Below are 13,612 nucleotides of genomic sequence, written 5' to 3'. Positions count from 1 at the left end.
TCATCGTCAATAATCGGGGTTATAAAAATGTGGCACATTATAAAATAATATAATTATTCGGCCTTATGCCAATACCATTTAGGAAATTTATAAGATCCAATTATAAGTAAAGGATTAATTACAGCTGAATAAGTTTTACTTACTGCGTAGTAAATATTGATACTCATGCAATAAAAAATTAACAATTTTATCGCAGCCAGGAGTAACATAACACTGCCCCAAATTATGGTTAAGATTTTCCATGTTTTTATATATTTTTCAAAAGTTGTGTATTCAGAAGAAAAAGATATAATTTTACTATCTTCAACAAATATTTGAATCAGTGAACGAGAAAAAAATAATGAGCCGAAAAAAATAACAGAATAAATAAAATCAGAAAAAATGGGTTCTAAAAAATAAAATTTAGGGTCATGAAAAATAATAGTGATTAATAAACTTATTACTGAAAAGATGCCAGTTAGTAAAGCGAGGATATTAGTTTTTTTATTTATAATTAAACGAAAAAGGAAAAAACCACAACACCAAGCACCAGATAAAATAGCACCCCATAGTAAGTTTTGATGATAATTGAATATATAAAATATAGCTAAGGGAATAATTATTGTTGCAAAAAAATCAAAATTTAATAACCTATTTTTTGTAGTCATTATAACACCCTTTAAGTTTTATTTTTTATAATTTATTGCAGTATTATATCATTTATACATAAGTAAATAAAGTAATAATAATTTTTGTGGATAAGTATACAAAAGCACCTGCTATAGATAAATGCAGGTGCTTTTGTCTTTGGTCTGAAACACTGCATTTATTGCAGTGCCTTAATGTTTAGTTGTTGATGTTGTTCATTGCCATAGCTGGCGCGTTAAATAATTTCGTTATATTAGGATGTCTGTATCCAAAATCCTTATTACGTATGTTTATAGTCTATTAATTTGAAAATAATAGTACCGATAAGGCTGGCTAAAATTGAACCGGAAATAATGCCTAATTTAGCGGTTGTGAGGTATTGGGGAATATCAGCGAAGGCAAGGGAAGCAATAAAAAATGACATGGTAAAACCTATTCCGCTGAGTGCGCCCGCTCCTAAAAAATGATAATAAGTAGTTTTTTCCGGCATTTTAACGAAACCTGCTTTTAATAGTAAAAATGCTGTGCCGAATATTCCCAGAGGCTTACCCAATGCAAGGCCAGCCAATATGCCAATCCCTTCTGGGGCAAACAGGTTACTTATTTCCGCGAAGTGCAATTGTATACCAGCATTGGCTAATGCAAAGGCAGGCATAATAAACCATGCTGACCATGGTGCAAGATAATATTCCAATTTGTGCAAAAGTGATTTATTGATGTCACGAGTGTCCTGCGCAGGAATAGTTAAGCCTAAGATTACACCAGCAATAGTGGGGTGTATACCAGCATGATAAAAGTAAAACCAGGCAATTAATCCTAAACCTATATAGCTGAATGCATTTTGGCAATTGTATTTATTAAGAAGGACTGCTGCCAACAATGCGGCCAAACCATAACTGAGAGCAGTAAATTGAATGGCGGTGCTATAAAATAAAGCAATTATGATGATGGCACCTAGGTCGTCTACTATTGCTAGAGCAGTTAGAAATATTGCTATACTGCGGGGAGCATTACCAGCTACTAAGGATAAGACACCTAGTGAAAAGGCGATGTCTGTAGCCATGGGAATACCCCAGCCAACGGCAGTGGATTCTCCATAGTTGATGAGATAATAAATGCATGCAGGTGCGATCATGCCGCCGATAGCTGCGGCTATTGGTAAAATAGTGGCAGATAGGGATTTGAGTTCACCAAAAAGAAATTCCCGCTTGATTTCTAAGCCAATTACAAAGAAAAATATCGTCATCAGACCATCATTCACCCAGTGCAGGATAGATAGGTCAATAATACCAATGGATAAATGTAAGCTCAATATGGTTTGATATTCATCAGCTAAATTACTATTGGCTAAAAATATCGCGATTATGGTAAATAATAACAATACTATACTGCTGAAAGATTTGTGCTTAAAAAAATGATTAAACGGCCGCAACAACGAAATGGAGTTTTTAATAACATTATGTTTTATATTTTTCATCAAGTGCCCTTTTTGTTCGTAGTAAAAATTATATGTATTTTGAATCGTTCAGTGATTTTGGTTTGGTCACTAAAAATGGCGCTGTATAAAATGAGATATCAATAGAAGATGAACAGAAGGAGGAGGTTATCACTTTGAAAAAGGAGAAATAGAAAGTAGATAAAAATAAAGAGAGAAGGTATGGAAAATGTATATCGTTATTGCTCCAGATTCTTTTAAAGGCAGTCTTTCTTCAGCACAGGCAGCAGATGCAATCGAAAGTGGTGTAAAAAAGACTTTTCCTCTAGCTCGAATAGGTAAGGTACTCATTGCCGATGGTGGTGAGGGTACAGTCGAAGCTATTGTAAAAATGGCTCATGGACAGATTATGCACACAATGGTAGAAGGACCATTGGGCGAATCTGTTAATGCAGCATGGGGTATCATTCATGAAGGAAACGTTATTACGGCTGTTATAGAAATGGCAGAAGCCTCTGGTCTGCTGATTACCCCAAAGGAAAAACGAAATGTCCGTTTGGCCAGCACGTATGGTACCGGCCAGCTCATCAAAGCAGCGATGGACAAAGGTGCTAAGCGTATTATTATCGGTATTGGCGGCAGTGCAACCAATGATGGTGGAGTTGGAATGGCATCAGCGCTGGGGGCAAGGTTTCTCGATAAAAATGGCCGCTGTTTAGCACGGGGAGGAGCAGCACTGGCACAGTTGGCACACATAGATGTAACGAAGATTGATACGCGTCTTGCTGCTACTGAGGTTTATATAGCCAGTGATGTAAATAATCCTCTTTGTGGTGCCAGAGGAGCTTCCGCCGTTTACGGCCCCCAAAAAGGAGCCACACCAGAAATAGTGCAAGAACTTGATGCTGCCCTTCTAAATTATGCTAATGTTGCTAAGCAAGACCTGAAAATTGATGTTGGCAATATTCCAGGCAGTGGTGCTGCTGGTGGTCTTGGTGCTGGTTTGTTGCTTTTCACTAATGGCAAAGCAGTTCCTGGTATAGAACTCATCTTACACACAATCCATTTTGCTGAATTAATAAAAGGTGCAGCTTTTATCATAACAGGTGAAGGCTATACGGATGCCCAAACTGCACAGGGGAAGGCACCTGTAGGGGTAGCTGCTGTCGCTAAAAAGCAAAATATTCCTGTAGTTTGTCTTTCTGGTGCCCTTACTGTTGAGGCAAAAGAGGTTTTATCGCATGGCATCGACGCTATTGCAGCTTTGCCGTATGCACCGGCTACTTTGACGGAATGTATGCAGAATGCTGCCGTATATTTGACTTTTGCAGCTGAACGGACATGCCAGCTCATAAAGGTCGGTATGTCTTTGCCAGACGCAAAATAAAAGCATTGTAGGCATGGTACTTTGAATGCGGATGCTTTAACTTTGTTAGTAATCAACCTGCAAAATAAAAAAAACAATACTTATACAATGATAAGTGCTGTTTTATAATGTAAGAAAATGAAAGAGCGGCCAGTTCATGCGCTGATGATATTATCTATTAGCAGCATAACTGTCACTAAAACAGGAATGACCTTACCTAAAATGTCAAATAAAAAATCTTGCATCTTTTCCACCAGTAAACCTTTCTTTTGTCCATTAACAAATTTTAATAAGCATATAGTTGGGATATTTTCTAGCAGGGACCGTTATTCTGATAAAAGCAGTGTATATTTTACACAATAATTGTCCCCAAGTTATGGGATATATCTATTTTAGTACCATAGTTTGCCGAAAGAGCAGCAATTTCACTTAAAATGCGCTTGCCATTTGTTTCGTCGGCAAATTCTGGCCGGCCGCGTCTGGCACGACCATTTTCAAAACCTAGAGATAAGGGACGCAGTTCTATTTTATCAATGGAACCATTTTTTACGCAAAAGGAAACGGCAGCTGACTCAAAAACGCGTCTATCAACAGCCAGACCGCGTGTATCGTGTGCACTTCTGCAATCAAGACCATCGGCAACATTATTGTTCGAGTTCAAATTGTACAGATCATAAAATTCAGAGGGTTGCCTTTCCACGGAGTCATTTTGAAAAATAAAATCGCCTAAACTGTAAAATATAGGCTTTTTATTATAAATCTCAATACCGCGCCATATATGAGGACCATGTCCTATATAAGCATGGGCACCGCTGTCAATACACATGCGGGCAAAATCACGTGCAAAATCAGCGGGCAGCTGCTTATTGAGACCTTTCCTTTCATGCGTGTGATGGCTGACGATGACGACGTCTGCCTGCCGTTTGGCTTCACTTATAGAAGCGGTGATACGTTCGGCATCTTTAGGGTTCATTTTTGTAATCGTGCCAGGAGTATCTGCGCTTTTTATGCAGATATCATTTATAAAATAACCGTCTGCAACGGGCTTGGCAAATCCTTCCATTTCGTTTAAACGGCGATTAGCATTTATGTCTGTTTGTTCAAGAATTTCTTTAAGTGTTTTTAATTGTTTAGGAAGAACCCTGTGTTCTGCTTGGTAACGAAGTACATTAGCACCGGGGCGGCCGAGGACATCAGGCCGCTGGGCACTGGACATTCCCCATGGCGAGATAGTGGAAGTGACGCTGATTAGAGCCAAGCGGCCGTTGGGCGTGTCCAAATAACGGGGCTGTCCTGCTTCTGCGAGGTTACGTCCCACTCCAGCATGGACAAGCCCGCTGTCTTCCAAATGATGTAAAGTGGTTAACAGCCCGCCGAGATTCCAATCGATATTGTGGTTGTTAGCCCAGGCAATTATATTGAAGCCTAGCTTTTTTATATCTTCGAGAACAGCAGGTCTGGCGGCAGCCCATGTACCGCCGCTTACTGGTGCCGGATAAACTTCAAAATCATGGAGTAGAACCTCAAAATTGGTAAAACGGGCATCGTGCTGTAAAAAGTATTCTTGCAGTGCGTTGAATTTCTCATCACAAGGCAGATGTTGGGTGATGAATGAATCGCCTACAGCGGCGATGCTTATCTGTGACAATATAAACGCTCCCTTACAAATTGGTATATATTGTGATATTTTTTAGCAGGTTAAAATTCTTCGTAAACGGCTGGGTCTTGGTTAAAACTACGTCCGTCGGGTCTGGTTAAGCTGGAAATTTGTTCCATTTCGGCACTTGATAATTTAAAATCAAAAATATTGATATTTTCCTGCTGGTGTTTAATGCTGGAGGCCTTAGGAATAGGCAGTGCACCAAGCTGGGTATGCCAACGCAGAATAATTTGTGAGATGGATTTTTGATGGGCAGTGGCAATTTTAGTGATAACAGCATCTGTAAGCAATGCATTGCCTCGTCCGAGCGGGCTCCATGATTGTGTAACAATGTGATGTTTGGCATTATATTCCCTTTGTTCTTTTTGGTTGAAATATGGATGCAGTTCAACCTGATTGATACTTGGGCATACACCTGTTTCTTTAATCAATCTATCAATATGTTCAGGAAGAAAATTACATACACCTATGGAACGTATATAACCTCTCTTTTTGGCTTCGATAAGAGCTTGCCAGGCTTCTACGTATTGATTGACGCGTGGATTAGGCCAATGGATGAGGTACATATCATAATAATCAAGATCGGCTCTATAAAGCGATTCTTCAATGGTTTCCAAAGCTTCCTTATAGGCGTGGTGACGTCCGGGGAGTTTTGAGCAGATGAATAATTGGTTGCGCGCTATAGAGCACTCCTTGACGGCGCGGCCCAAAGTGCCTTCATTTTCATAATTAAAAGCAGAGTCGAGCAGACGGTAGCCTGTTTTAACAGCATCTTTTATAACTTCAATGCCTCTTTGACCTTTTAACGTATATGTGCCGAAACCTATAGACGGGATCTTTAAACCGTCATTTAAGGTTATTTCGGGAATAGTATTACACATATCAATTCACCTCACTATCAATTTTATATAATAATTAGTTCTATACCGATAGGTTATTTCCTCTTACTAGTGGTATATTGTTTTATGGGAAAAAAATAAGAGCAATATTTTATCAGAATAGTATTGACTTTGGCATTTTGTGCTTTTTATTTTAAAACCCGCTGTTATAAAAGATATCTAACAGCGGGTTTTGTTAAGCTCATATAAGTTGAAGTATAGGAAAAATTATGCATAGACCGATATGGGACAATGTTAAGCAGTTTTAGGTAATTGTTTCCATAAACGGCGGAAAGCACTTTTCTGTACTTCCGGTGTGCGGATAATTCTTTTTTCTAAGTCTTCTTCGGTTTTTATTCCTTTTACAGTAGCGTATAAATCATCCAACGTTTTGAAATCTTCCATACGCAGTGAATTTAAATAAGCATATTCAGGTATAGCGTCCATTCTTTTACGTAACCGGGCGCGATAGGCATCAGCGTTAGGATTATGTACACCATTGACTATTTGGGCAAGTTCCTTAAGGTCGAGCATTTCACGCATAGAATCACTCATCATAATAATATCAACCTCCCTCGTACATGTTAGAAAATATATGTTAATTATACTGCGTTGCTTTTTTAGAAGCAATATTTATTATGAACAAAGTTTTCTGGACGGCTGCATTTGCCTGTATTTAGAAAATAGAAAAAGCGTGGATTTAGTTTAAAATATATAGGGAAAATAGATTAAAGTGAGGCAAGGTCAATCTGCGGGATGCTGTCGACTATTATATCAGCCATGCTGATGTCCTGCGTTCCGCTATTGGGGTTATGGAAGCCAATACAGGTCATTCCTGCTGATTTGGCTGCGAGCACACCGTTATGCGAATCTTCGAGAACAACGCAGTCCTGCGGTGGTACGGCAAGCCGCTTGGCGGCAGCAAGATATATATCAGGCGCGGGTTTACCATGCTTTACTTCATTGCCGCTGAGCAAAAACTTAAAATATGCGTTGAAATGTAATTTGTCTATATTGGCTTTAATGAAATCCATCGGTGAAGATGAAGCCACAGCGGTAGGAATATTATTTTTCTTGAGGTTTATTAATAATTCGTAGATACCATTTATGGATTTAAGTTTATTTGTCTTGATATGGGATAAAATTTTTTCGATGTATTTATTGACAAATATATCTACAGGAACGGATAATCCTTTTTCTTTTGTTATTTTCTGGAACATTGCGTTAATATTAAGCCCGCTCAGTGTATACATGTATTCGGCGTCAGTGTCAATATGGTATTCTTTCATTATTCCTGCAAGTGTGGCATTATGCATGGGTTCGCTGTCAATAATGACCCCATCCATATCGAAAATAAATGCTTTCATAAAATAAAACCTCCTGATAATAGTAGGGCACTGCTGTTAAAAAATGGTTTTGAATTGAATACGTATTTGCTAAAAGCAGGCGAGTGCACAACAACAATATGATGATAAAAAAGGCCGCCGCAATTTAAACACGGCAGCCTGTGAACGGTTTTCGTTATTCAACTGTTACTGATTTTGCCAGATTGCGAGGTTTATCAACATCACAGCCACGAGTAATGGCCGCATAATAAGCCAGCAACTGTAGAGGTACTACGGTTAAAAGCGGAATCAAAAGTTCATCAGTGTTAGGAACTTTGATTACATGGTCGACACATTTTACCAAGGTATCATTACTTTCGGAAGTGATCCCGATAACAATGGCATCACGTGCTTTAATTTCTTTAATGTTACTGATTGTTTTTTCATAAACACTTTTTTGCGTTGCTAAAGCGATAACGGGAACGCCTTCGATGATGAGGGCTAGTGTACCGTGCTTCAATTCGCCGGCAGCGTAAGCTTCAGCGTGGATGTAAGAAATTTCTTTCAGCTTTAAGGCACCTTCAAGAGCAACATCATAATCAAGGGAACGGCCGATAAAGAAAACATCTTCGTTGAAACCATATTTTTTAGCAAAAGTTTTAATCGGTTCAGGATCTTCGAGTGTCCTGTCAATTTGGTCAGGTAATTTACGTAACTGGGTGAGCAGTTGTTTTGTACGTTCAGGTGAAATACATTTTTTGATGCCGGCCATATACATAGCCAGTAAAAATACGGTAACAAGCTGAGTAGTGTATGCTTTTGTAGAAGCTACAGCGATTTCAGGGCCTGCCCAAGTATAAATTACTTCATCGGCATCACGGGCGATAGATGAACCAACAACATTAGTAATGGCTAGCGTTTTTGCGCCAAGGCGTTTCGTTTCCTTTAGGGCGGCCAGTGTATCAATAGTTTCGCCTGACTGGCTTATAACTATTACCAAGGTATGCTCGTCAATAATCGGGGAACGATAGCGGAACTCTGAGGCAATATCCACTTCAACCGGTATACGGGCAAGTTTTTCAATATAATATTTGCCAACAAGTCCTGCATGATAAGCTGTACCGCAGGCAACTATAAAAATCTTATGGAAGGAATCAAGATATTCTTTATTCCATTTTAATTCATTGAGTATTACGCTCAAATTGTCTTTAGCAATACGAGGCATAACTGTATCACGGACAGCCTTAGGCTGTTCATGTATTTCTTTGAGCATGAAATGTTCATAACCGCCCTTTTCGGCAGCTTCAGCATTCCAATTTACTTCAAAAACTTTTTTGGTTACAGGCAGTCCATCCTGATTAGTTATCCAGATAGAATCTTTTTTAACGACTGCTATTTCACCATCATTTATTATATAATTACGGCGGGTATAGCCAATTATAGCAGGAATATCAGAGGCTATGAAGTTTTCTCCATCGCCAAGACCAATAATGAGCGGATTATCTTTTTTAGTGCAGATGAGTTTATCTGGATCTCTTCTGGACATAAATAAGAGAGAATAAGAACCTTCTATTCTTTTTAAAACTTCACGAACAGCAGTTTCAAAGTCGCCATCGTATAATTCTTCAAGCAGATGGGCAACCACTTCGGTATCTGTTTCCGATAAAAATTTATGGCCTTTTTCAATAAGCTTTTCTTTAAGCTGCATGTAATTTTCTATAATGCCGTTATGGACGACAGCAAAGTCACCCTTGCAGTCCAAATGCGGATGGGCATTAACATCAGACGGGCCGCCATGGGTTGCCCATCTTGTATGACCAATACCAATAACACCCTTTGGTTCATGGCCTTTAATTTTGGCTTTCAATGCATCTAACCGGCCAACGCATTTTTCCAAATCAATTTTATCATTGTCAATAACTGCAATACCGGCAGAGTCATAACCGCGATATTCCAGTTTTGTTAAACCATCTATAAGAAATGGTTCAGCTTGTTTACTTCCTACATAACCAACAATTCCACACATAATGAGATACCTCCAAAATAAAATAATTATTAAAGACGTATCTGCCAATCCTTATTTTTTGTATTGTACTGTAAGTCACCTTACAGTTTTGCCAAATTTTTTCGACCGGATTACAGCCGAGAGGCATCCGCTGAATACTTCGACAACCTCTTCCTCGTCCTCTTTTATTAAGAGCCAGCGCTAAGCAATATGCTTTTTAATAAAACGTTAAGGCCTCCTTTTTATCGCCTGTGCTGCGGCAGATTGCGGCACATGGATAAGGATAATGGGGCATGGACAATTAGAACGCCCATGTCTTCCATATTCTAATATATACTTCTTGTTTGGTCAAGCCATTATCTTGCTATTTGTTTAAATAAAAGTACGGGATAGGGGAAATCATAGTAATATGGTAATTAGGAGATTTATTTTAACTATATTTATTTTGCATAAGTTGGCAGATTAAAGCTTCATCATGAAAGTTTAAATTATTATTGATGCCTGTACCAAGTTTAATAGCAGGTTTTATTTTTTTCCCATGGAAATCGCTACCGCCAGTGATAAGTAAATTATATTTTGCTGCGAGAGAAAGACATTTTTGGACATCGTCTGCCGAATGTTCACTGTGATAACATTCTATGCCGAGCAGGCCAACTGATTTAAGCTGGACCAGCAAACTTTCCAGAGCTTCATCACTTTTTTTCTGTAGGGCTGGATGTGCCAGTACAGGAATACCGTGCATGGCCTTTATCATTTTTACAGCTTCTTCGGCAGTAGGACGGGGGCGTTTTATCGCACGGAATTCTTTGGTGTCCAGATACTTTGTAAAAGCTTCACTGACTGTATTGACATAACCGTGTTCGACCATTGCCCGGGCAAAATGCGGGCGGGCAATTATTCCACCAGAAGTATATTTTTCAAGATCAGCCCAAGTTAGATAAACCTCTTTATTGGCTAAATAGGCTAATATCATTTCAGCTCTTTTGATACGCAGCTTTTTATTGACCATGCAGATATCTTGCGCGGCACGGCTTTTATAAGCAATATTATAGCCCAATACATGGACATTAGTTCCCTGCGCATTTATTTCAATTCCTGGAATAAAACGAATGCCCGCGGCTTTTGCAGCCTGTTCACCGCGGGCTAGGCCGTCGATAGTATCGTGGTCTGTTATGGCAAGGACAGAAATACCAATTTCTTTGGCGAAAGCTACAACTTTTTCTGGAGAATACTGGCCGTCAGATGCAGTAGTATGGCAATGTAGATCCATCATGGTAGCAAACCTCATTATTCTAATTGTATATAGAAGTTTATTTCAAGTTAAATAAAAATAGGAGCTTACGACATTTGACGTAAACTCCTATTTTTATTAATCACATTTTCCGTTTTCATCGCAAAATACGACTTTTTCACCGCTCAAAATTTTGTTGGTTGTTCTTACTGCACACATTTTTCCACACATAGAGCAAGTATGTTTTTGGGCGAGTGGCACGCTTTCATAATAGCGTCTTGCCTTTTCAGGATCCATAGCTTCTTTAAACATAGCATTCCAATCAAGCTTTTGGCGGGCATCAGCCATACGGTTGTCCTGGTCTCTGGCGCCGGGAAGCTTATTAGCTATATCGGCGGCATGAGCAGCAATTTTGGCGGCAATGATACCATCACGTACATCGTCTAAATTAGGCAGGCGGAGATGTTCAGCAGGAGTAACATAACATAGAAAATTAGCGCCGTTTGATGCAGCTATGGCACCGCCGATTGCTGAAGTAATATGGTCATAACCAGGTGCTATATCTGTTACCAATGGGCCAAGTACATAAAATGGAGCATTGTGGCAAAGTCTTTTTTGAAGTTTCATATTGGCAGCTATTTCATCTATTGCCATATGGCCAGGACCTTCCACAAGAACTTGGACGCCAGCTTTCCACGCGCGTTCAGTAAGATAACCGATTTCAATAAGTTCACCGATCTGTCCGGCGTCGGTGGAATCATCGAGACAGCCGGGGCGCAGTGAATCACCTATAGAAATAACAGCATCATGTTCATGCAGTATTTCTAAAACATCATCATAGTGTTCAAAGAAAGGATTTTCATTGCCGGTCATTTCCATCCAAGCAAAAAGCAAGGAACCGCCGCGGGACACGATGTTCATACGGCGACCTGACCGTTTAAAACCTTCTATGGCACGACGGTTGATGCCTGCATGGATAGTCATAAAGTCAACGCCTTCTTTAGCATGGGCTTCTACTACGCGCAAAAAGTCATCGGCAGTCATTTTGAGCAGATCTTTTTCTAAATAGCCGATTGCATCATACATAGGAACCGTTCCTATCATAGCAGGTGAATAGTCAATTAGTTTCTCACGAAATTCATGTGTCTTTCCGTAATTAGACAGATCCATAATGGATTCAGCACCCATTTTTACAGCCATTTTCACTTTATTCATTTCTAAATCATAATTTTTGGCATCACCAGATATGCCAAGATTTACATTGATTTTTGTTTTTAAGCCGTCACCGATTCCTTCAGCTGAAAGTGATTGATGATGCACATTGGCAGGAATAGCGATAGTACCATTGGCAACACCTTCTCTAATCCATTCTGCTGGACGGTTTTCCTTTTTTGCAACTAATTTAATTTGATCCGTCAAAATTCCCTGTCTTGCTGCTTCAATCTGTGTTTTATAGTGCATGTATATCCTCTTTTCTACTGTTTGCTATTCCAAAATAAATTATCTAAATAAAAAAGCCTGCCTTCAAAAGAAAGCAGACTAAAATTAGCTATGCCAGCTTCCCTACAATGGTATTAACCAACAGGTTCGAAGGGTTGGGCGATTGCCCTCTCAGCATAAAGCACCCCTGCTGATTTCAGTCTAGCAAAATAAGCAATCTGTGTCAAGCATTTGATGATGTCGATAGATTTTTTACAAGGTATTTTTATGTTTTTATAGAAATAATACAATATACAGATAACAATACGAAAAAATTCATAGAAGGGGTGTAAATATTATGAGAGAAATAAAATCAATCTTAGTTCCTATCGATGGGTCGGTTCATTCTGAACGCGCTTTAGAACAAGCTATATATATAGCAGGCCTTTCTCAGGCAGAATTAGTAGTACTCTACGTTATAGATCTAAATACAGCAGTTTCAGCAGTGGAAAGAATGTCATTGGATACTTATGTTCCTGATGATATTGATAAAGAAGGAAAACGAGTATTGGAACAGGCAAAGAAAAAGGTCAGTGCAGCAAAAAGAGAAGCGTCTTATGTATTAAAAATAGGCGATCCGTCAAAGATGATACTAAAATATTCAAAGGATAAGAAAAGTGACCTTATTGTTATGGGCAGCAGAGGTTTGGGAACTATTAAGCAAATAATAATGGGCAGTGTTAGCCAATATTTGGTTAGCCGGGCAGATTGTCCTGTGTTGATAGTCAGATAGTTATAATGAAGTGTTCTTGTAAGTGGTTCTAGATAGCAATAATTTAAATTGTAGGTAGAATAATAAAAAACCGGCCCCCAAAAGTTAGATTCAGTGGTCTAACTTTTGGGGGCCGGTTTATATGTGTCGATTTTTAAATTATTCTGCTGTGAATGGCAATAAAGCAATATTGCGGGCACGTTTGATTGCCAACGTTACCTGACGCTGATGGCGTGCACAATTGCCGGAAATACGGCGCGGTAAAATCTTGCCGCGTTCAGTGACAAAACGACGTAATTTAGCAACATCTTTATAATCAATTGCTTCTACTTTATCTGCGCAGAAACTGCAAACTTTTCTCTTTGGTCTTCTACCTCTATCACGTTTAACCAATGGTAATACCCTCCTAAATTAAAATGGAATTTCTTCGTCAGGGGGCAGCTCTGAACCGAAGGAAGAAGCTGGACTTGATGCAGCCGGTTGATTTTTTGGTGCGGTAGACTGACTTGATGTACCAGAGGCAGAAGGTGTTCCAGCATAATTATTATCTGCATGATTAGCTGGGCGTGACCCCATAAACTCTATATCATTAGCTACCACTTCTGTTACATAACGTTTTGAGCCATCTTGAGCGTCATAATTGCGCACCTGTAGATAACCGTCAACGAGAATCTGACTACCTTTCACCAAATTATTGCCGCATATTTCAGCTAATTTTTGCCAGGCAATAATAGTAAAAAAATCGGCTGTGTTTTGCTGATCACGTGAAAAACGCTTATTTACAGCCAGACGGAACGAAGCTACAGCTTTTCCTGTCTGAGTATAGCGAACTTCCGGATCGGTAGCAAGACGTCCTGCTAGAATGACTTTATTCATATGCGTCCCCCTAAACGA

General features: G+C 39.2%; 13 protein-coding genes and 1 riboswitch. Of the genes, 2 read left to right on the top strand and 11 right to left on the bottom strand.

The window, feature by feature from the left end:
* Positions 1-53: 53 nt before the first annotated feature.
* Together EDC37_RS04570 and nhaA are read right to left on the bottom strand one after the other, a co-directional pair.
* A complete protein-coding gene (locus tag EDC37_RS04570; protein ID WP_132548388.1) occupies positions 54-647 on the bottom strand; it encodes a VC0807 family protein in 594 nt (197 codons plus the stop codon).
* A 260-nt stretch (positions 648-907) separates the two neighbouring features.
* The gene (gene nhaA / locus EDC37_RS04565; RefSeq protein ID WP_132548386.1) at positions 908-2,104 is read right to left on the bottom strand and encodes a Na+/H+ antiporter NhaA; all 1,197 of its coding nucleotides are present in this window, start codon (positions 2,102-2,104) and stop codon (positions 908-910) included.
* Positions 2,105-2,291: 187 nt separating this feature from the next.
* Between nhaA and EDC37_RS04560 the strand changes: the two genes are divergently transcribed.
* Positions 2,292-3,449, top strand: a complete 1,158-nt coding sequence (locus EDC37_RS04560) for a glycerate kinase (RefSeq protein ID WP_132548384.1) — start codon at positions 2,292-2,294, stop codon at positions 3,447-3,449.
* A 331-nt stretch (positions 3,450-3,780) separates the two neighbouring features.
* Here the strand turns inward: EDC37_RS04560 and EDC37_RS04555 are convergent, their stop codons facing one another.
* The 7 genes from EDC37_RS04555 to thiC all read right to left on the bottom strand — a co-directional run bounded on the left by EDC37_RS04555 (position 3,781) and on the right by thiC (position 11,988).
* Positions 3,781-5,076, bottom strand: coding sequence for a CapA family protein (locus EDC37_RS04555; protein WP_132548382.1), 1,296 nt, complete (start codon positions 5,074-5,076; stop codon positions 3,781-3,783).
* A gap of 50 nt (positions 5,077-5,126) precedes the next feature.
* The gene (locus EDC37_RS04550) at positions 5,127-5,969 is read right to left on the bottom strand and encodes an aldo/keto reductase (RefSeq protein ID WP_132548380.1); all 843 of its coding nucleotides are present in this window, start codon (positions 5,967-5,969) and stop codon (positions 5,127-5,129) included.
* A 252-nt stretch (positions 5,970-6,221) separates the two neighbouring features.
* A complete protein-coding gene (locus tag EDC37_RS04545) occupies positions 6,222-6,524 on the bottom strand; it encodes a hypothetical protein (protein ID WP_132548378.1) in 303 nt (100 codons plus the stop codon).
* Between the two features lie 170 nt (positions 6,525-6,694).
* Positions 6,695-7,333 carry an HAD family hydrolase gene (locus EDC37_RS04540; RefSeq protein WP_132548376.1) on the bottom strand — a complete coding sequence of 213 codons (639 nt, stop codon included), beginning with the start codon at positions 7,331-7,333 and terminating at the stop codon, positions 6,695-6,697.
* A gap of 154 nt (positions 7,334-7,487) precedes the next feature.
* The gene (gene glmS / locus EDC37_RS04535; protein ID WP_132548374.1) at positions 7,488-9,317 is read right to left on the bottom strand and encodes a glutamine--fructose-6-phosphate transaminase (isomerizing); all 1,830 of its coding nucleotides are present in this window, start codon (positions 9,315-9,317) and stop codon (positions 7,488-7,490) included.
* A gap of 409 nt (positions 9,318-9,726) precedes the next feature.
* Entirely contained in the window at positions 9,727-10,569 is an 843-nt protein-coding gene (locus EDC37_RS04530; RefSeq protein ID WP_165874453.1) for a PHP domain-containing protein, read from the bottom strand.
* A 96-nt stretch (positions 10,570-10,665) separates the two neighbouring features.
* Positions 10,666-11,988, bottom strand: a complete 1,323-nt coding sequence (gene thiC, locus EDC37_RS04525) for a phosphomethylpyrimidine synthase ThiC (protein ID WP_132548370.1) — start codon at positions 11,986-11,988, stop codon at positions 10,666-10,668.
* 81 nt (positions 11,989-12,069) lie between these two features.
* Positions 12,070-12,166, bottom strand: a riboswitch (TPP riboswitch).
* 138 nt (positions 12,167-12,304) lie between these two features.
* Here thiC and EDC37_RS04520 point away from each other — a divergent pair.
* Positions 12,305-12,739, top strand: a complete 435-nt coding sequence (locus EDC37_RS04520) for a universal stress protein (RefSeq protein ID WP_132548368.1) — start codon at positions 12,305-12,307, stop codon at positions 12,737-12,739.
* A gap of 138 nt (positions 12,740-12,877) precedes the next feature.
* Here the strand turns inward: EDC37_RS04520 and rpsR are convergent, their stop codons facing one another.
* Both rpsR and EDC37_RS04510 read right to left on the bottom strand, forming a co-directional pair.
* Positions 12,878-13,111 carry a 30S ribosomal protein S18 gene (gene rpsR / locus EDC37_RS04515; RefSeq protein ID WP_132548366.1) on the bottom strand — a complete coding sequence of 78 codons (234 nt, stop codon included), beginning with the start codon at positions 13,109-13,111 and terminating at the stop codon, positions 12,878-12,880.
* An 18-nt stretch (positions 13,112-13,129) separates the two neighbouring features.
* Positions 13,130-13,594 carry a single-stranded DNA-binding protein gene (locus tag EDC37_RS04510; protein ID WP_132548364.1) on the bottom strand — a complete coding sequence of 155 codons (465 nt, stop codon included), beginning with the start codon at positions 13,592-13,594 and terminating at the stop codon, positions 13,130-13,132.
* Between the last annotated feature and the right edge of the window lie 18 nt (positions 13,595-13,612).

The sequence above is a fragment of the Pectinatus cerevisiiphilus genome, assembly GCF_004341685.1.
Lineage (GTDB): Bacteria > Bacillota > Negativicutes > Selenomonadales > Selenomonadaceae > Pectinatus > Pectinatus cerevisiiphilus.
Note: the sequence above shows the minus strand (reverse complement) of the source record. Positions and strands in the feature narration are given on the sequence as shown.

Excerpts from the sequence above, each read along its gene's own strand:
- nhaA (WP_132548386.1), bottom strand. The coding sequence starts at position 2,104 with ATGAAAAATATAAAACATAATGTTATTAAAAACTCCATTTCGTTGTTG.
- EDC37_RS04550 (WP_132548380.1), bottom strand. The coding sequence starts at position 5,969 with ATGTGTAATACTATTCCCGAAATAACCTTAAATGACGGTTTAAAGATC.
- glmS (WP_132548374.1), bottom strand. The coding sequence starts at position 9,317 with ATGTGTGGAATTGTTGGTTATGTAGGAAGTAAACAAGCTGAACCATTT.
- EDC37_RS04530 (WP_165874453.1), bottom strand. The coding sequence starts at position 10,569 with ATGATGGATCTACATTGCCATACTACTGCATCTGACGGCCAGTATTCT.
- EDC37_RS04540 (WP_132548376.1), bottom strand. The coding sequence starts at position 7,333 with ATGAAAGCATTTATTTTCGATATGGATGGGGTCATTATTGACAGCGAA.
- EDC37_RS04560 (WP_132548384.1), top strand. The coding sequence starts at position 2,292 with ATGTATATCGTTATTGCTCCAGATTCTTTTAAAGGCAGTCTTTCTTCA.
- EDC37_RS04510 (WP_132548364.1), bottom strand. The coding sequence starts at position 13,594 with ATGAATAAAGTCATTCTAGCAGGACGTCTTGCTACCGATCCGGAAGTT.
- EDC37_RS04545 (WP_132548378.1), bottom strand. The coding sequence starts at position 6,524 with ATGATGAGTGATTCTATGCGTGAAATGCTCGACCTTAAGGAACTTGCC.
- thiC (WP_132548370.1), bottom strand. The coding sequence starts at position 11,988 with ATGCACTATAAAACACAGATTGAAGCAGCAAGACAGGGAATTTTGACG.
- EDC37_RS04520 (WP_132548368.1), top strand. The coding sequence starts at position 12,305 with ATGAGAGAAATAAAATCAATCTTAGTTCCTATCGATGGGTCGGTTCAT.
- EDC37_RS04570 (WP_132548388.1), bottom strand. The coding sequence starts at position 647 with ATGACTACAAAAAATAGGTTATTAAATTTTGATTTTTTTGCAACAATA.